Origin of the sequence: Methylomicrobium agile, from assembly GCF_000733855.1 — a bacterium.
Classification (GTDB): Bacteria; Pseudomonadota; Gammaproteobacteria; order Methylococcales; family Methylomonadaceae; genus Methylomicrobium; species Methylomicrobium agile.
The window spans coordinates 3,963,294-3,981,688 of the sequence record NZ_JPOJ01000001.1; the positions used below are offsets into that span (position 1 = coordinate 3,963,294).

At 57.4% G+C, this 18,395-nt stretch carries 18 protein-coding genes; 11 read left to right on the top strand and 7 right to left on the bottom strand.

Annotated elements, in window-relative coordinates; translation table 11 throughout:
- Window positions 1–96: 96 nt before the first annotated feature.
- From CC94_RS0118430 to CC94_RS0118460, 6 genes are all read right to left on the bottom strand, one after another.
- A complete protein-coding gene (locus CC94_RS0118430; protein WP_031431763.1) occupies window positions 97–1,128 on the bottom strand; it encodes an ATP-grasp domain-containing protein in 1,032 nt (343 codons plus the stop codon).
- Between the two features lie 6 nt (window positions 1,129–1,134).
- Window positions 1,135–1,728, bottom strand: coding sequence for a TerD family protein (locus CC94_RS0118435; protein ID WP_005372307.1), 594 nt, complete (start codon window positions 1,726–1,728; stop codon window positions 1,135–1,137).
- 56 nt (window positions 1,729–1,784) lie between these two features.
- A complete protein-coding gene (locus tag CC94_RS0118440) occupies window positions 1,785–3,038 on the bottom strand; it encodes a VWA domain-containing protein (protein WP_005372308.1) in 1,254 nt (417 codons plus the stop codon).
- A gap of 19 nt (window positions 3,039–3,057) precedes the next feature.
- Window positions 3,058–3,633 carry a TerD family protein gene (locus tag CC94_RS0118445; RefSeq protein WP_005372309.1) on the bottom strand — a complete coding sequence of 192 codons (576 nt, stop codon included), beginning with the start codon at window positions 3,631–3,633 and terminating at the stop codon, window positions 3,058–3,060.
- 44 nt (window positions 3,634–3,677) lie between these two features.
- Window positions 3,678–4,253, bottom strand: a complete 576-nt coding sequence (locus tag CC94_RS0118450) for a TerD family protein (RefSeq protein ID WP_005372310.1) — start codon at window positions 4,251–4,253, stop codon at window positions 3,678–3,680.
- A 221-nt stretch (window positions 4,254–4,474) separates the two neighbouring features.
- Complete coding sequence (locus tag CC94_RS0118460) at window positions 4,475–5,638, bottom strand: hypothetical protein (RefSeq protein WP_005372311.1); 1,164 nt, start codon at window positions 5,636–5,638, stop codon at window positions 4,475–4,477.
- 300 nt (window positions 5,639–5,938) lie between these two features.
- On the opposite strand from CC94_RS0118460, the gene mepA reads away from it, so the two are divergent.
- From mepA to nirJ, 11 genes are all read left to right on the top strand, one after another.
- A complete protein-coding gene (gene mepA, locus CC94_RS0118465) occupies window positions 5,939–6,781 on the top strand; it encodes a penicillin-insensitive murein endopeptidase (RefSeq protein ID WP_005372312.1) in 843 nt (280 codons plus the stop codon).
- Window positions 6,782–6,806: 25 nt separating this feature from the next.
- On the top strand, window positions 6,807–7,760 hold the full coding sequence (locus CC94_RS0118470) for a 5'-nucleotidase (RefSeq protein ID WP_005372313.1): 954 nt from the start codon (window positions 6,807–6,809) through the stop codon (window positions 7,758–7,760).
- Between the two features lie 247 nt (window positions 7,761–8,007).
- A complete protein-coding gene (locus CC94_RS0118475) occupies window positions 8,008–9,591 on the top strand; it encodes a nitrite reductase (protein ID WP_005372314.1) in 1,584 nt (527 codons plus the stop codon).
- Window positions 9,588–9,905: a c-type cytochrome gene (locus CC94_RS0118480; RefSeq protein ID WP_005372315.1), complete on the top strand. Its 318-nt coding sequence runs from the start codon at window positions 9,588–9,590 to the stop codon at window positions 9,903–9,905. Before CC94_RS0118475 ends, CC94_RS0118480 begins: the two co-directional genes overlap by 4 nt.
- Window positions 9,902–10,213 carry a c-type cytochrome gene (locus tag CC94_RS0118485; protein WP_005372316.1) on the top strand — a complete coding sequence of 104 codons (312 nt, stop codon included), beginning with the start codon at window positions 9,902–9,904 and terminating at the stop codon, window positions 10,211–10,213. The genes CC94_RS0118480 and CC94_RS0118485 overlap by 4 nt, the downstream gene beginning before the upstream one ends.
- Before the next feature lie 258 nt (window positions 10,214–10,471).
- On the top strand, window positions 10,472–11,602 hold the full coding sequence (locus tag CC94_RS0118490; RefSeq protein WP_157203474.1) for a cytochrome D1 domain-containing protein: 1,131 nt from the start codon (window positions 10,472–10,474) through the stop codon (window positions 11,600–11,602).
- A 2-nt stretch (window positions 11,603–11,604) separates the two neighbouring features.
- On the top strand, window positions 11,605–12,063 hold the full coding sequence (locus CC94_RS0118495) for an Lrp/AsnC family transcriptional regulator (protein WP_005372321.1): 459 nt from the start codon (window positions 11,605–11,607) through the stop codon (window positions 12,061–12,063).
- Window positions 12,056–12,565, top strand: coding sequence for a siroheme decarboxylase subunit beta (gene ahbB, locus CC94_RS0118500; RefSeq protein WP_005372322.1), 510 nt, complete (start codon window positions 12,056–12,058; stop codon window positions 12,563–12,565). Before CC94_RS0118495 ends, ahbB (CC94_RS0118500) begins: the two co-directional genes overlap by 8 nt.
- Window positions 12,558–13,001, top strand: coding sequence for an AsnC family transcriptional regulator (locus CC94_RS0118505; protein ID WP_005372323.1), 444 nt, complete (start codon window positions 12,558–12,560; stop codon window positions 12,999–13,001). The genes ahbB (CC94_RS0118500) and CC94_RS0118505 overlap by 8 nt, the downstream gene beginning before the upstream one ends.
- Window positions 13,001–13,480: a siroheme decarboxylase subunit beta gene (gene ahbB, locus CC94_RS0118510; protein WP_005372325.1), complete on the top strand. Its 480-nt coding sequence runs from the start codon at window positions 13,001–13,003 to the stop codon at window positions 13,478–13,480. The genes CC94_RS0118505 and ahbB (CC94_RS0118510) overlap by 1 nt, the downstream gene beginning before the upstream one ends.
- Window positions 13,481–13,609: 129 nt before the next feature.
- Complete coding sequence (gene nirJ / locus CC94_RS0118515) at window positions 13,610–14,752, top strand: heme d1 biosynthesis radical SAM protein NirJ (RefSeq protein ID WP_213069369.1); 1,143 nt, start codon at window positions 13,610–13,612, stop codon at window positions 14,750–14,752.
- A gap of 430 nt (window positions 14,753–15,182) precedes the next feature.
- Here nirJ and CC94_RS0118520 read toward each other — a convergent pair whose 3' ends face one another.
- Entirely contained in the window at window positions 15,183–18,380 is a 3,198-nt protein-coding gene (locus CC94_RS0118520) for a DUF748 domain-containing protein (protein ID WP_031431767.1), read from the bottom strand.
- Between the last annotated feature and the right edge of the window lie 15 nt (window positions 18,381–18,395).

Below are 18,395 nucleotides of genomic sequence, written 5' to 3' on the forward strand. Positions count from 1 at the left end.
GCCATCCTGCGAAAAGCAGCCTTAAACGCTACAGTCAGTTGCAATAGAACCGGAAGCTTATCGAAGCAACATGACAGATTGATGGGACAAACACGGTCAGGCCATGCACGCCTCATCCATTAACACCACCGGCGTATTGATTTCGCTGACTTTAAGCCCGTAACGCAGCGGCGGAATCTCCGGCGTTTCGCCTTTGAAGCCTTCGAACGCAATCTTTGCCAGATTCGCGCCGGCAAGGCACGCCATGCCGAAGCCGCCGGACGGACGCGGATTGATTTCGAGCAGGCGCGGGCCGGACTCGCCTTCCTTGTATTGGATATTCACCAGGCCGTTCAGACGGTAATGCCGGATCAGGCGCTCGGTCATGCCGGCGATCGCGGAATGGTTATCGACCGACTGGCCGTGCCCTGCCAGCGGCGATTTTTTGCGCTGCACCGCGCACAAGAGTTCGCCGTGCCGGGCCGCGCAATCGACGCTCCATTCGGGACCGCCCAGATGCTCCATCACCAGCAGCGTATCGAAATGCGGCGTATGCTGCATCCCGTTCCGCAATTCCCGCAGCGGAATCTGGTATTCGACGCCTTTCAGCAGGTGGATGATGCTGTCGCGTTCCCGGTCCAGAATCCGGAAACCGAGGCCGTAGACCGAAACGGCCGGCTTCACGCACAGGCGCTTATGCTTCGAAGCAAGCATTTCTACCGCCCGGTCGAAAGCCTCGGCATCGTTGACCGCCACGAAATCCATCACCAAGGCGACTTCTCTAGGCAAATCGGCGTAAAAATCCGCCTTGTTATGCAGCAGCGTCAGCGTGGGGTAATCGGCCGCCGCCATCAGCCTGACGCCTTCGGACTCGAATGGCGCCCGATTTTTACAGGCCAGCGCGGCTTCCTTGCCCGGCCAGAAAAGCTCGATCCGGTGCTCGCGGCAAAAATCGAGGCACCAGTCGATATATTCCTGCCCATGCAGTTCGGAAGGCTCCAGATAGGCTTCGTCGGCCGCCAGGAAGGCAGTCGCGGTCCGGTGCGTATGCGTGCAAACGAGGGTAATCCCATCATCCGGATAGCCGGCCTTCAGTTGGCGGAACACCGCGCCGATCGTCGAAAAGGTCTTGTTGAACCAGATCCGCATGCCGCTTTACAAATTCGCGGTGATTTGCGGCAGCAGGCTGTCGATCGTCCGGCCGTGACCGTTTTCGCCGATCGCATGCATTTTCCATTCGCCTTCGTGGCGGTACACCTTCGCCATGACCTGTGCGGTATGCGAACCCTGCGCGCTGAGCGTATAACGGGCGATCTCCTTGTTAGTCGCGCTGTCGACCAGGCGGCAATACGCATTCTCGACCTGATCGAAAGTCTGGTTGGTGAATGAATTGACCGTGAATACCAGCGATTTGACGTTGGCCGGCACCTTGCTCAGATCCACGATGATCTGTTCGTCGTCGCCGTCGCCCGCGCCGGTCCGGTTGTCGCCGGTATGCACGACGCTGCCGTCCTTGCTTTTCAACTGCCGGAACCAGACCGTATCGACGATTTTCTTTTGCTCGTCGAACAGGACGCACGAAGCGTCAAGGTCGATCGAACCGCCGCCCCCGCCGCCGAACATCCCTTTCAGCAGGCCGCCGCCGGATTTCTTCGCATCCCAACCCAGCCCCATGATCACTTTGTTCAGCACACCGCCCGTTTCCTTGTTCAGCGAGATTTTCTGGCCTTTCTGTAAACTGATACCCATCGTATTGCTCTCCGAGTTTATTTAGAGATTCTTTATGATTGTTGTGGATTCTGACGCTAATGAACGATGCCTTTGACTCTGGCTGCTTCGAGCCATTGAGGAAATTCGCCCAACAGACGGTCATACAATGCCTGCTCATCGATGCCATGAAGATCATCCAGCGCAAAAAAACCGCAGTTGTCGACAACGCGGCCGGCCATCGTGTCGAGCTTTTCGAGAACGCCGTAATTTCTGCCGCCGATCCCGACGAACTGCCAAAAAATCGGCAGCGTTGCCGCCTCGATCAATAACTGTTTGATTTCTTTGTTCTGGCTGACGCCACCGTCGCTGACGAAAATCACCAGAACAGGCAGCCGCGTGTTTCGGTAATGCGCGATCACCTTTTCGATCACCGCCGGTTCGTTATTGATGCTCATCATGCCCCAATTGCGCCAGCCCCGCTCCGCGCTGTTGACATAATCGGCATAATTGGCGAGCGTGGCGGGCGGCAGCGCCAGTGCCTTGCGTGAAAACGCCCAAACGTCCAGTTCGCCGTCGTCGTCGAAATGGACCGCCAACGGCAACAGCCGTTCGATCACTTCCTGTACCCTACCCTTGCTGTATTGCGCGCTCATCGAACCCGACGCATCCAGAACTAGGCCGACCCGGGCAATCGTTTCCTGCAAGCGATGTTTTTCCAGGGAGACGGTCGCTTTTTTAGCCAGATCGACCAGCTTGGGCGCATCGGCCGCCATTTTCTTTTCGAGCGACAATTTGGTGCTGGCCGGCACCGACGCCTCCTCGGCAACCTCGCCGCCAAAATGCCTGACCAATGCCGCCAGGCCGCCGTTGAAGCCTTGGCCGGTGGCGCAGAACCGCCATGTCCCGTCCTTCCGGTACAGCTCGCCGAGCATCAGGGCTTTTTCATCCTGAAAATCCGGCCCTGCAAAGGCAAAGCGCGCACATTCCCGCCCTTCCTGCAAAAAGCGCAGATGGCCCGACCGGATTTGCCTCATCGTCCCGTTACCGTCGATGGCGGCGGTAAAAACCAACCGGTCGATCGAAGCCGGCAAGCGGTCGAGCCGGCACAAAAACCCCGTCTGATCGCCGGCAGGAACGGCCAGCTCGACGCTGCCGCAAGGCGTTTTCGGCTGATTGTAGAAAACCATGTAGCGGTCGTCGGACAACTTTTGCTGCGCGTCCAGACCGAAACAGGCGAAATCGACGGCGGTCTCCAAACCGTTGATGTCGAGGCCGACCTGCACGGCTTGCGAAGCGCCGGCAAACAGCGAGGACAGCGGCAACCGCTGCCCTTTGGAAATGATGTCCATGCGGCTTAATCGGGCAGCGTCAGACGTTGACGCCGAACGAAGACGCCAACGGCCCGAGACCTCCGGCATAACCCTGGCCGACCGCCTTGAATTTCCAGTCGGAGCCGACCCGGTAGATTTCGCCGAAGATCATCGCGGTTTCGATCGAGGCGTCTTCGCTCAAATCGTAGCGCGCGATTTCCTGGCCGCCTTCTTCGTTCACGATCCGGATATAGGCGCGGCTGACCTGGCCGAAATTCTGCCTGCGCGACTCGGCCTCGTGAATCGTCACCGAGAAAACGACTTTGTCCAGATCGGCCGGAATGCGGCTCAGCTCCACTTTAATGACCTCATCGTCGCCTTCGCCGGCGCCGGTCAGATTATCGCCGGTATGCGCCACCGCGCCATCGGCGACCGTTTTATTGTTGTAGAAGCAAAAGTCGTTGTCCGAACGGACTTTGCCGTCCATTTTGACCAGGAAAGCGCTGGCGTCGAGGTCGAATGCCGCGCCGTCGGTCGCGCGCGCGTCCCAACCCAGACCGACTAGAATTTTGTTCAATCCGGGGGCTTCCTTACTCAAATTGACGTTGCCGCCTTTGCTCAATGAAATCGCCATGCTCATGCTCCTCTTGCTTATGGGTGTTGTTTTAAAATTGCGGCTTATACGTTGATGCCGTACTGCCGGGCCAGAGCGGCCAGGCCGCCGGCATAGCCCTGGCCCACGGCGCGGAATTTCCATTCGCCGCCGTGGCGGTAGATTTCGCCGAAGATCATCGCGGTCTCGATCGAGGCGTCTTCGCTGAGGTCGTAGCGCGCCACTTCATTGTTGGTATCCTTGTTCACGATCCGGACATAAGCGCGAGCCACCTGGCCGAAATTCTGCTTGCGCGCCTCCGCGTCATGGATGGTTACCGTAACAGCGATCTTCTGGATATCGGCCGGTATCTTGTCGAGCGCCACCACGATCGTCTCGTCGTCGCCGTCGCCCGCGCCGGTACGGTTGTCGCCGGTATGCTCGACCGAACCGCAAGCCGACCTGGTTTGATTGTAGAAGATGAAATCGCTGTCGGAGCGGACCTTGCCGTCGTCCTTGACCATGAACGCGCTCGCATCCAGATCGTAGTCGGCGCCGTCGGTCGCCCGCACGTCCCAGCCGAGGCCGACCAATACGTTCTTTAACGTGGGATCGGTCTTGGACAAGCTGATATTACTGCCTTTGCTCAGGGAAATTCCCATGATTATCCTCCTAAGAAGCGTTGTAGGAATGAATATCTTCGCGTGATTTTCAGATATTGATCGGGTATAGGATAGAAGAATATCGCGAAGTTCACAAAAATTCCTGATCGATGAAAGCGGTTTTCCATAAGAATGGAAGACTTATAAACAACTCCCTGATAAACGTAGAGACCGGCATCAAAGCCATTTTCCGGCATTCATGCCGTGCCGCTGAATTGGGTTCAGAACTGCACCTTGCTTTGGCCGGACTGAAAGCCGGCCTGCGCCTGCGGTGTATCCGATGGGGATGACAAGGCCCGTTCCTGCTGGCCTTTGATCAAAATGCGCGCCAGCTTGCGCAGGCCTTCGGACGAGATTTCCAGACCCAACGGGCTTCCAATGCTTTCGAGCTGATAGATCACATCGGTCGCCGCAATGAAAGTCATATAGCGCAACCCCTGAATTTCAGGCAACTGTTTCGCCAAATTATGCAGTTCGGGCGCAAGCCGTTCCCAGGTGTCGGTAAAAAATACCCGGACAGGATCCTTACCTCCCGTCTGTTGGCCTTTGATCGCGGCCTGGAACGCGCTGCGGGCTTCGAGCAGAATTTCAGTCAGCGTATCGCGCATCTGCTCGGAGTTGGAGTCGAAGGACGCCTGCTGGATTGCTTTGCTGAAAAACGCGTCCCATTCCTGCCAGGTTTCCTGCCATTGCTGCTGTTCGGCAGCCGACAAGGGACCGGCCGGCGAGTTCGTCAAAGGCTTGGCCGGCGCGTCGAAACCGAGAGTCACCGATATTCCCTCGTCTTTGGCGGCCGCGCCGGTAAATTTCAGCGTACTGATGATCTGATGCAGTTCCGCCTCGTTTTCCTTCGGCAAGTATTCGGCCAGTTTGCGCTCAATGTCGCCGCGCGACCGGTTCAGGTCGATTTTCAGGCTCGCCAGTTGCGGCTCGGCATAGCGCCGCAACAAGTCCTGCAGCTGGTCGATATTCAAAGGCACGCCGGACCGGTCGTATGCCCGTGCCTGGGTAACCGGCAGGCTGAGCACCGTTTGCTGAGGATCGATCGTCGGCCGCTGCCAGGTTTCGAGCAGGCCGCTCCATTCCAAAAGCGGCAGGCACTGGCCGTTCATCCCCGAGCCAAAACGGACATGCACGTTATTCGTCAGATGCACCTGGCCATTCTGCCCGTCCAGCTGCGGATTGGAGAGTTGCACGAAACTGCAGCCCTGGCGGTCTTTCCAGACATTCGCGCTGGCGTCGGGGCCGGTAAAAAGCTGCGAAACCAGCGTATTTTTGATCAGGCTGTAATCCGCAGATAAAGGGAGGCTGAACGACTCGGCCCAACCGGGCCGGGTCATCGCAGCGAATAAAATGGCGACTGAGGAAAGCAATCTAGGAGTCATGGGTTGGAATGTTCCGTAACAAATCGGGCTAAGGCAGCGTTAGCGCGGGGAATGATGAATGATAATAAGCCATCGGACGGAAAGGCAAAACCGTTCACCGTAAATTTTTGATAAATGGGTGGACTACGACTGCCGATCATCCGGCCGGCTATCCGCTTGGCTCCATTTTATCGTCAGCCGATTAGCATTCGATTAATCTTAAAAAAGCGGAAGACTTCAACACAGCTTCGTCGGAAAATCTGTACAATGCCCGCATGCTCCGCGTCGTCCCCGGGCGCGTCACTTCGTCCTCCGTCCGTTATGAAAAAAATTTCCTCGTTGCTATTTCTTGTCGCGCTGTCCTGCCACGATTCCGTACAAGCCGGAACCAATCCTTGGGCGCGCGTCACCGCGCCGGCCGTCCTCGGCCCCGTCGCCGAAAGTATCGGTTCCTACACGGCCGGCTGCCTGAGCGGGGCGGTCCAACTACCGCCGAACGGCACCGGCTATCAGGTGATGCGCCTGTCCCGGCACCGCTATTACGGCCACCCCGACCTGAAAAATTTTATCGAAACCCTGGGGCAGAGCGCCGTGAGCCGGCATCTCGGCGTTTTGCTGATCGGCGACATGGGACAGCCGCGCGGCGGCCCGGCCCCGAGCGGCCATCGCAGCCACCAGAACGGCCTGGACGTCGACATCTGGTTCCTGCTGTCGAAACAGGCCGAAACCCGGACGCTGGCCGATCACGAACGGGAACAGTGGAGCGCGCCTTCGGTGCTGCGCGATCATTCCGACCTGATCGACAGCCGCCAATGGTCCCAAGCGAACGAGCGGATACTCCAGATCGCCGCGGAAATGCCGGAAGTCGAAAGAATCTTCGTGAATGCCGGCATCAAGCGGGAACTGTGCCGGACGCACGCCGGCCGGAGCTGGCTGCGCAAAATCCGCCCCTGGTGGAAGCATGACGATCACTTTCATGTCCGCCTGAAATGCCCGAAGAACGGCCGCTACTGCGAAAGCCAGGAAAACCTGCCCGCAGGCGACGGCTGCGATGCCTCGCTGGCCTGGTGGTTTTCGGCCGAAGCCAAGGCGCCCGCCAAAAAGCAGCCGCCGCCGAAAGCCCCGGTTTTACCGGCGCGGTGCGATCAGGTGTTGTATCGCTGATACGCGCATTGCATCCGGATGAATCATGCCCTACCCGATCGATAAAAAATTCGTGATCGCGGTCTCGTCGAGCGCGTTGTTCGACCTCGGCGAATCTGACCGCGTCTTTCGCGATCAAGGTCCCGTCGCCTATAAGGCCTATCAGGAACAGAACCGCGACGAAATACTCGGCAAAGGCGTCGCCTTCCCATTCATCCGCCGCTTCCTGAACATCAACGCACGCTTCGGCGCCGAACAGCCCGTCGAAGTCGTGCTGCTGTCCCGAAACTCGGCCGCCACCGGCCAGCGCGTGTTCCGCTCGATCAGGCACCACGGCCTCGACATCAGCCGCGCCGCCTTTACCGAAGGCAAATCGCCCTACCCCTACATTCCGGCGTTCAATGCCTCCCTGTTCCTGTCGGCCAACGAAAACGACGTGCAGAAAGCGATTGCTGCCTGTTATCCGGCAGGTGCCGTGCTGCCTTCGGCCGTTTTCGACGATCCCGACGACGAGGAATTGCGCGTCGCCTTCGATTTCGACGGCGTGCTGGCCGACGACGAAGCGGAAACGGTTTACCGCAACGGCCAATTGCGGCAATTTCACCAGCACGAGCTGGACCGATCACACATTCCGCACAATCCGGGGCCACTGGCCGACCTGTTCAGAAAACTGGCCATCATGCAGCAACTCGAAGACCGGACGATCGAACAGGATCGGAACTATAAACGCATCCTGCGCACCGCGATCATCACCGCCCGCAACGCGCCTGCGCACGAAAGGGTGATTACCACGCTCGAAAGCTGGGGAGTCAGCGCGAACGAAACGTTCTTCCTGGGCGGAATGAGCAAGGAACGCATTCTTACCATTTTCAAGCCGCATATTTTTTTCGACGACCAGAAGAGCCATCTTTCGGCACGCGGCAAGGACATCCCCATGGTACACATCCCCTTCGGCATCGCCAATCGCGGCAAGCCGGAATCAGCCGAATCAGCCTATTGAAATATTCCGCGTGCCAAGGCTTGCGGCCTTCGCTCGCAGGGGATTTGAATCGGATCGATCCCTTGATATACGCCGCCACGCTCCGAATCGACCGGCACCAACTTTACCTGCGGCGGAACCGCACTGCCCGGCCGTTGCGGTTAACGCCGCATTGTTTTCACTACGCTCGCAAACGGTATCCGGCTTGAAGCTGCCTGCCATTTAATGCTAATATCGATTCAAAACCATTTTGGAGACCCAACAAAGAATGAAAACCGCCAAATCGCTTTTATCCAACACATTCGCCGCCGGCATAGCAGCACTTCTTATTCCCTACGGCGCACAGGCCACCTCGGATGATGCCCGGAAATACCACCGGCTCTATGAAGAAAATTGCGCGAGCTGCCACGGATCGGACCACGGCGGATTTCTAGCGCCTGCATTGAACAACGAAACACTGAAAGGCCGCAGCCCGACTGCTTTGCGCACGATCGTGATGACCGGCAGCTTCGATACGCTGATGCCGCCGTTCTATGGCCGCTTGTCCGATGACGACATTCGCGGCCTGGTCAAGCATCTGCAGTCGACGCCGAAGCTAGACAATCCGGCCTGGACGATCGACGACATGAAAGCCTCGCTGAAGGTGTATGTCTCGGACGAAAGCAAACTGCCGGAAAAACCGGCCTACGCGATCGACGATATGGACGACATCATCGGCGTTGCGGCGCGCGGCAAATACGGCCGCGGCGAAGGTTCGAAAGCGGTGTTCATCAACAGCAAAACCCATCAAAAAGTCGGCGAAATCCCCACCAACGCGGCCGCGCACATCATCGACTACAACCCGGCCAATCCGCGCTGGGCTTACGTGAAGAACGACACCGCCGAGATTTTCAAGGTCGACCTGTATTCGATGCAGGTCGTGCGCAGCATCAAGACCGGCTTCAACGGACCGGGCCTCGGCGTCTCGCGCGACGGCAAATACCTGATGGCCGGCTCTTACGTGCCGCACAACGCGGTAATCTTGAACGCCGATACCCTGGAACCGTTGAAAACGTTCGAACTGGAAGGCGTGGATCCGGACGGCAATCTGGTTTCTTCCGATTCGGGCATGGTAATCGGCACGCCGTATGCCGACGTGCTGGTCGTCGCGCTGGAGAATGCCGGCCAGGTCTGGGTCGTCGACCTGAAGGACGATTTCCCGGTCACCAAAATCGAAAACGTCGGCCGCCATTTGCACGATGCGTTCCTGACCCACAACGGCACCAAGCTGATGGTCGCTTCCTATGACGACAGCATCGTGACCGCGATCGACCTGAAAGAGCGCAAGATCATCAAAAAGCTGGACGCAGGCTGCGTGCCGCATGTCGGCGGCGGCGCGGCGGTTCAAGTCGACGGCCGCACGCTGGGCTTCGGCACCAACTTCGGCGACTGCAGCAAGACAGTCGTCAGCGTCTGGGATCTGGACAAAATGGAAGTCGTCAAGCAAGTGCCTGTCGCCGGCGGCACCGAATCGCCGGCCGCGCATCAAAACGCGCCTTATGTCGCGGTGGACATCATTTCCAAAGACCGCCGCGCCCGCACCGTGCAGTTGATCGACAAAAAATCGCTGGAAGTGGTCAAGACGCTGGATGTCGGCGGTCATGCCTACTTTCCGGAATACAGCGCGGACGGCAAATATCTTTACGTGAGCGCCGGGTACAATGGCGACGAGGTGGCGGTATTCGACTCGACTTCGCTCGAAAAAGTCGCCGCGGTCCCGATGGAAAGCCCGGCCGGCATCTTCTCGCATGGCCGCGTCAAATACATCACGCGCGGATTGTCGCCCGAAGAGTCGAAGGGAGCGAATCCATGAAAGCACTGTTCACCTCCGGCGCGTTGATGGCGGGAATTTTTGCCGCGGCACCGGCGGATGCGGAAAGTATTTGCACGGGCCAGACGCAAGCGGCCCAGGTCTGTTCGCATTGCCATGGCGTCCGAACGCCGTCGGCGGACGCGCCGTTTCCGCCCCTGGCCGGACGAGACGTGGAATACTTGCAGAAAGCGTTGAAGGAATACCGCGACAAGACCCGCAAATCGGACATCATGAACGCGATCGCAGGATCGCTGTCCGACGACGATATCGCCGATGTCGCGGCTTATTACGCCCAACAAAACATAAACCCATGATCGGAAAACTGCTGCCGCTGCTGCTGGTCGCCTTGCCGGCAGCCGGCGGCGAGATTTCGGCCGAGCGGCAGCAGGCGCTCCGCGACCTGTTGAAACAGGATTGCGGGGCGTGCCACGGCCTGACTTTAAAGGGCGGCATGGGGCCTGCCCTGTTGCCGGAAACGCTGGCCGGCAAATCGGACGACTTTCTGGCCGATACGATTCTGAACGGACGCCGGGGCACCGCGATGCCGCCCTGGCGGCCGTTCATGAATCGCGAGGAAGCTTTATGGCTGATCGGAGTTTTGCGGCAGCCCTCGGACAAATAAATCCCGCCTTCAATCCTTCCCATTTATTCCCTGTTAGAGTGCATACCAGGAATTCTCGGCTGCCAGTTCATTACTTTGATTTTCATGAATAAAAGAAAACTGCTTTTTTCGTTTATGCGCCTTGTGCCGAAACGCCCCCGCTTCTCCTCTATTTGGGTATCTCGCGCCGCGGGACGGCAAACCGTTCAGCCGTTGAAAGCATCTTACACCCCCCTAAGCCCCCATAAACGGCTGCCCTTCTTTTTACTGCCTTTTCTGATGGCCTCGTCCGCCTTTGCGGAACTCCGCGCCACCGGCGACCTCGGCGTCGTGATCGAACGCGAAACCGGCAGCGCCATCATCGTCAATACGACTCGGCATAAAACGCTCGCCAAAGTCGAAGGACTCGGCGACCTGTCGCATGCTTCGGTGGTATTTTCGCGCGACCAGCGCTACGCCTACGTTTTCGGGCGCGACGGCGGCCTGAGCAAGATCGACCTGCTTCAGGACAAGGTCGAAAAGCGCATCGTGCAGGCCGGCAACAGCATCGGCGGCGCGATTTCCCAGGACGGCAAGCTGATCGCGGTGTCGAACTACACGCCGGGCGGCGTGAAGATATTCGCGGCCGACACGCTGGAACCGGTCGCCGACATTCCGGCACGCTACGCAGACGGCAAACTGTCGAAGGTGGTCGGGCTGACCGATGCGCCTGGCCAGCGTTTCGTGTTCAGCCTGTGGGATGCGGGTGAAATCTGGACCGCAGACGTCAGAAATCCGCAACAACCGGTGATTCAAAAATATCCGAACATCGGCAAGGAACCCTACGATGCGCTGATGGCGCCGGACGGGCACTATTACATTGCGGGCCTGTTCGGCGAGCCGGGTCTGGCGTTGCTCGATTTATGGCAGCCGGAACAGGGCGTCAAACGCATTCTGCCCGATTACGGCAAGCACGACGAAAAATTGCCGGTCTATAAAATGCCGCACCTGGAAGGCTGGGCCGTGACCGGCGACTACCTGCTTGCGCCCGCGATCGGCCGGCATGAAGTACTGGTGATCGATAAAAAATCCTGGCAACTCGTCAAGGCGATTCCGGTGCCCGGACAGCCGGTCTTCGTGATGGCCCGACCCGATGCGCGGCAAGTCTGGGTCAATTTCGCATTTCCGGACAACAACCAGCTCCTGGTAATCGACACCAAAGACTTGTCGTTAACGAAACTGCTGACGCCGGGCAAGGGCGTCTTGCACATGGAATTCACCCCGCGCGGCGAACAGGTCTGGGTCGCGTTGCGCGACGACAATCAGGTGGTGGTTTACGATACCGCCACGTTGCAGGAAGCGGCGCGCCTGCCTGTACAAAAACCGAACGGCATCTTTTTCACCTCGCGCGCCCACAAGATCGGTTTATAACCATGCTGACCGATCTGCAGAAGCATTTGTTGAACGATTTTCAGCGCGATTTTCCGCTGAGCGTGCGTCCCTATCTCGAAATCGCCAATAAACTCGGCGTCAGCGAAGACGAGGTGCTGTCGGCGTTGGCCGAACTGCGCGAGGACCAGCTGATCAGCCGCGTCGGCCCGATCATTCCGCCGAACCGGATCGGCGCCAGCATGCTGGTCGCGATGGCGGTCCCGGAACCGGAATTGCAGCGAATCGCCGATATCGTCAGCCGCTTTCCGGAAGTCAATCACAACTACGAACGCGAGCACCGTTTCAATCTCTGGTTCGTCGCGGTCGCTTCCACGGCGGACCATCTGGCCCGAGTGCTCGACGCAATCGAACGGGAAACCGGTTACCTGACCCAGCGCCTGCCATTGGTCGACGATTTTTTCATCGATTTGGGATTCCGCCTGGACCTGAGCCATGCTTGATGCGCGCGATTTTGAACTGCTGGCCGCAATCCAGCTGGGCCTGCCGATCAGCCCGCGGCCTTACCGTGACATCGGCCTTGCACTCGGCATGACCGAAACGGAGGTGATCGCGCGGCTGACCGTTCTGAAACGGATCGGCCTGATCAAGCGGCTCGGTGTAATCGTCAAGCATCGCCAATTGGGTTACCGGGCCAATGCGATGATCGTCTGGAATATTCCAGATGCGTTCGTCAAAGAGATCGGCCGCCGCATCAGCCAGGCACCTTTCGTAACGCTCTGCTATCAGCGCCCGCGCACCCTCGAATGGCCTTACAATCTGTATTGCATGATTCACGGCAAGGACCGCGATACCGTGCTCCAGCAGCTCGAACAGCTTGGCGCGGACTGCAATCTGGACCGCTTCGACCGGCAAATTCTTTTCAGCCGGCGCTGCTTCAAACAGCGCGGCGCCCTCTATCGAACACCGGAACCCGCCGCTCCAGCCGAGTTAGCTCATGGATGAGATAGACCGCCGCATCATCAATGCGCTGCAGACCGGATTTCCGATCTCGGAAAGACCTTACCTGGAAGCTGCGCAGGCTTTGGGGCTCAGCGAACGGGAACTGCTTGAACGCCTCGAAACACTGTTACAAGAACAAACCTTATCCCGCTTCGGACCGTTGTACGACGCCGAAGCGATGGGCGGCGCCTTGACGCTGGCCGCCATGCGGGTGCCTGAAGAACGCTTCGAGGAAGTCGCCGGGATCGTGAATGGATTCCAGGAAGTCGCGCATAATTATGCCCGCCGCCACACGCTGAACATGTGGTTCGTGCTAGCGACCGAAACGCCCGAACAATTGCGGGATACCCTGGATGAGATCGAACGCCGGACCGGCCTGACCGTGTACGACATGCCGAAAATCACCGAATATTTCGTCGGCCTGAAACTGGAAGCCTGATGCCAAATCTCGATGAAATCGACCTGAAAATCATGCGCGCCACGCAGGCGGGCCTGCCGTTGACGGCGCGGCCCTATCACACCGTCGCGGAGCAACTGGAATTATCCGCCGCGGAAGTGATCGAACGGATGCGCCGGATGCAGGAACTCGGCGTGATCCGCCGGATCGGCGCGGTGCCGAATCATTACCAACTGGGCTACCGGTTCAACGGCATGACGGTCTGGAACGTGCCGGACGAGCAAGTCGATGCGCTGGGTCAAAAAATCGGCCGGCTCGATTTCGTCAGCCATTGTTACCGCCGTCCCCGGCATTTGCCGTTATGGCCCTACAACCTGTTCGCGATGGTGCACGGCAAGAGCCAGGAAGCGGTCGACCGGCAGATCGAACGAATCGCGGAGATTCTGGGCGACGATAATCTGGGCTCGGAGGTACTCTACAGCACCCGGATTTTGAAAAAGACCGGATTTCGCAGCCGGTAAGCGCAACACCACCTTGTAGGGTACGCTGTGCGTACCTTAAGCCCACCCCAGCAGAATGACGCCAAAATGGTACGCGCAGCGTACCCTACATTTTAATTGACAACCACCATGTTCAGATTAAGCCATTTTATGCGGGAGTTGCTGGATCCCCAGCCTTTGAAACCCGCCCGTAAACCGGCCGCGCCGGTCGTCATCTGGAATTTGATCCGCCGCTGCAACCTGGCCTGCAAACATTGCTACACGACCTCGGCCGACATTGATTTTCCGGGAGAGCTGAGCACGCAGGAAGTTTACACCGTGATGGACGACCTGAAAGGGTTCAAAGTCCCGGTACTGATCCTGTCCGGCGGCGAGCCGCTCTTGCGCCCCGATATTTTCGACATTTCCCGGCGCGCGAAGGCAATGGGCTTTTATGTCGCCCTATCCAGTAACGGCACCCGGATTACCGAACGAAACATCGACGAAATCGCCGACATCGATTATCAGTACATCGGCGTCAGCCTGGACGGGATCCAGGAAACGCACGACAGCTTCCGCCGCATGTCCGGCTCGTTCGACGAAGCGCTGCATGGCGTTGAATTATGCCTGAACAAAGGCATCAAGGTCGGCATCCGGTTTACCTTGACGCAGGACAACGCGCAGGATTTTCCGGCTCTGCTGCAATTGATGGACGATTACGGCATCGACAAATTTTATCTGTCGCACCTGAACTACGGCGGCCGCGGCAACCGCAACCGCAAGGACGACGCGCATTACCAGATGACGCGGGAGGCGATGAATCTCTTGTTCGACACCTGCTATCGCTGGCTGAAGGAGGGTAAGGAGCGCGAATTCGTGACCGGCAACAACGATGCCGATGGGGTGTATTTTCTGCACTGGGTCAGGCAGCGTTTCCCGGAACAGGCCGAACATATCCGCGCCAGGCTCGAACAATGGGGCGGCAATGCCTCCGGCGTGAACGTCGCGAATATCGACAATCTCGGCACCGTACATCCGGATACGTTCTGGTGGCATTACGATCTGGGCAACGTCAGGCAGCGCCCGTTTTCGGAAATCTGGACGGACCGCAGCGATCCGTTGATGGACGGCCTGAAGCGGTCGCCGCGCCCGCTCGAAGGCCGCTGCGCAACCTGCCACTATCAGGCGATCTGCAACGGCAATACCCGCGTCCGCGCCGCACAGACCACCGGCAACTTCTGGGCCGAAGATCCGGGATGCTATTTAACCGATGCGGAAATCGCGGCGCCAGACGATTTAAAACTTCAGATTTGATCTGACAGATTTACATATCAGTTACAGCCCTGTAGGTCGGGCACGCTTTTTGTGCCCGACTTTTTCGATGCGGCAGTATGAGGTCATGGTTACGGATCATCGAACGGCCTCTTCGCCGCCCAAATGTCGGGCAACGGTGAAGCGGTTGCCCGACCTACCAGGCTAAAACGAACAGAGCCGGATATCATGACATGCAGTTGGGCTCATCTGGGCAATGCAAGTTCGACGGGGAATATTATGAGTCCGCTTATTGACAGCGAACAGTCTTCAAGAAATAGCGCTTAAAAGACCGAAATGGGTCGAGTTCGAACATTCGTTGTAAGATTCCGTCAAAATTTATTTTGGAAGCTGTCAGACCAAATTCAGATTTTTACAGATATGGGAGACGCCATGCCTTTGGAGTATAAATCCCTATTCGACGCTAAACCGATCAATGCGCTTTCAACGATAACCGCGAAACGATCGCCTGCCCTTCCCGCTCCGGATTGATCGCGGTATCGAGAATGAACACCCGCTCGGGCGGAATGCCGCCCTGTTGAACGACATGTTTGGCGATAGCCTGGGCGCGTTTCGCGGCCAAATCCTTCAAACGCTCGATTTCCGGCTTGATGATCGTGAACAGTTTTTGTTTTGCCACTTCGTAAAAATCGCCCGCCTTCTCATCGATCAGGCGCGGTTTGCCGAACAACGAACGCTCCGCCAACAACGGAAATTTTTCGATGAACATCTGCGCCAGATAATCCTTGTACTCGCCGTCCGACAGTTCGATGTATTCCGTTCGTATTTTCTTGCCTTTTTTAGCGAGCTCGGCCGCTTTCAAGCTTTTTAACCGGTCATACAGCGCCGCGTCCCGCAAGGCCGGCCAGTCCTGTTCCACATAGGCCGCGCCCTTGATTTCGAGATTCAGCGCCGGCCGCTCCTTCAGCGCCTTCGCCAGATTGTCGAGTTTGGCCAGTTGGGCTTGATCCAGTTCGGCCTTGCCGGCTTTGAAGTCGATATGATCCAGATTTTCTCCGTCCTTGAACAGCGAAGCAACCGCTTTGAACGGCGAGGCAATCACCTTTTTCAGCGCGTTCATCAGCGCGTCGGCGACGAGAGATCGAATGCTGAATTTCGGATCCTCGAAGCTGCCGGTAATCGGCACGTCCAGTTTGATCCGGTTATCGCTGTCCTTCAGCAGGGCGACCGCCAAGTCCAGCGGCAACGACACCGCATTCGGATTTTCGACTTTTTCGCCAAGCTCGAACTGATCGATCAAAATATTGTTGGACGCGGTCAAGGCCCCCTTCTCGACCCGGTATTTCAGATCCAGGTTCAATTTGCCTTTTTCGACTTTATAACCGGCAAATTGCACCATATATGGACTGATCAGCGGCATCGGCAGGCCGTGAAAACTCAGTGCCACATCGTATTCGCCGCGATAGGGGCTCACCTCGCCTTGTATGTCGACCGGCGCCAGATCGTAGGCATTGCCTTTCAGCGACACTTTGACCTTGGATTTCTTTTCGGAAGAAAATCCTGTCGCGCCGCCGTTCAACTCCTTGATTTCGGCCGCAAAAGGCAAAATCAGCGAGAAATCGGCGAAATCGGACGAGCCGTCATGCACCCGTACCTGGTCGAGCCGGAAATACGGCTCACGCCCGTCATGCTTCGGATTGACCGTTGCGGGCTCGGCAGGTTTTTTGCCTCCGCTGTCCCCCGTCGACAGCACCTCGTTCATATTGACCGTCTTGTCCTTTTTGATCACGACCCGCGCATAGGGCTTTTCGATCAACAGGCGCCTGGCGGTATAACGGTTGGCCGATAGGTCCGCCTCAATCCCGTTCAGGGTCAGCTTCCGCCATTTGATGAAGTCCTTGTTCTGCAACTGGTCGCGCGTCACCAATTCTTCTATCCCTGCAAGTCCCCGAAATCTGACGTCGGGCTGTTCCCTGAACTGAGCATCCAGCTTGCCCTCCGCAAAGAAACCGCCGTCGATCACATCCAGGCGGGCGTACCGATCAACATAGTGCTGAAATTTATCGAGCATGATGTCCGCGATCGAAACATTCAATCGCGCGGTGAGTGGTTTGATCACGACATCGCCGTCCAGCTCGATCCGTCCGTGTTGGTTAAAGCCGGCGCTCAACTGCACGGGCAATTTGGCGCCTTCGGCATTGGTGAAATCGCGCAGCGTCAAATCGATCGGCTTGACCTGTATCGCGACCGGTTTAGCCCCTGTCCTGTCTTCGAAATTGACGCCGAAACCGGTCAATGCGGCCGATTTCAGCGCAATCTTCCAGGGTTGAATGCGTTTTTCGGCAGGCGGAGAAGCCGCCTTTTCGTCCGTCGCCGGCTTGCCGTTCTCCGGCAGCAGGGCCAGATAATTGAGTTTTCCCTCTTTAGTCAGCCAGGCTTGAATGTCGGCATTTTCCGATTTGACCGTTTTTATCGAAACCGCGCGCTGGAGTAGGTTAAAATCGATTCCTTCGCCGGCCAGGCTGCCTATTTTAACCAAGGGCCGATCTTGGGGATTCTCGGAAAATTCGCCGCCGCGAAACGCCGCCTGCCCATTCCGAACGGTCACGTTGAAACCGTTTTTCTCATTACCGATATTGCATGCCGCAGCCAGCACGATTTCGGGAATTTTCAATGCAGCCTTGGCCGGCCCGAAACCGGTCAAGACCACATCATTCAGTTTGGCTTCCGTTTTTTCGGCCGCAACCTGCCATTGCTGGCCGGCATAAGTGATTTGATAGCCGGCCTCCAGCGAAAAAGTGGAGGATTTGACTGTCAACCTCGGTGTTCCGGCAGACGCATAGGCGAAATTCTTCAGTTCGAATCGGCTCTTCGGAATATCGAGCGCCAGACCCTTCGCCGCCGAATAATCGAAACGGTATTCGGCCTCCAGCATTTCATCGCCCTGCAGGGTAAAGCTTAGCGTCTGCGGTAACGCCAACCCGGTCAGATTCTGCAGCTTGAGTCGGTCCAGCTTGAGACGGCCTTTCGAGAATAACGGCTCGATGCCCGCTTCGCCTTGCCAATCCAGCATTCCGCCCGACTTCAACACCATCTTTAAATGCAAAGAAAAAGGCTGGTTCTCCGCCAGCGAAAACTTTTCCACAGTCAAGTCGATCGGCACGACTTCTTCTTTAACCGGTTTGCCAGGTTGCTCGTCTTCCCAGAGCAATTGACCATCCGCCAGCGCCAAACGGCCGATCTGTACGGGAAACAAAGCGTGCTCGCTCGTGGGCTGGGGTTTTTCTTTATCGGCCAATAAATCGGCGAAATTGAATTGGCCGTTTTTAAACCGGGCCAAACGGACGAAAGGTTTGAGCAGTTGCACCTCGTCGATCGTGAGCGCAGCTTCCTTTAGAGAGCGCCAGAGTTCGAGGTTGGCGGCGAAGCGTTCGAAGCTTGCGAACGACCGGCCGCCCTTTTCCTGCAAGGCAAAACCCTGTACGGACATCCGGAATGAAAAAGGATTCAGCTCGACCTTCGCGATCGATGCCTCCCGGCCGGTCAGTTCCTTGATCATTGCCGGCACCTTGGACTTCACCAGATAAGGCACCGCATAAAAGCCTGCCAGCGCATATAAAAGCATGATGCTTACAGCAACAGCCAATCCTTTTAAAATCTTGGTCAACAAGGTTCGAGCCTTCTA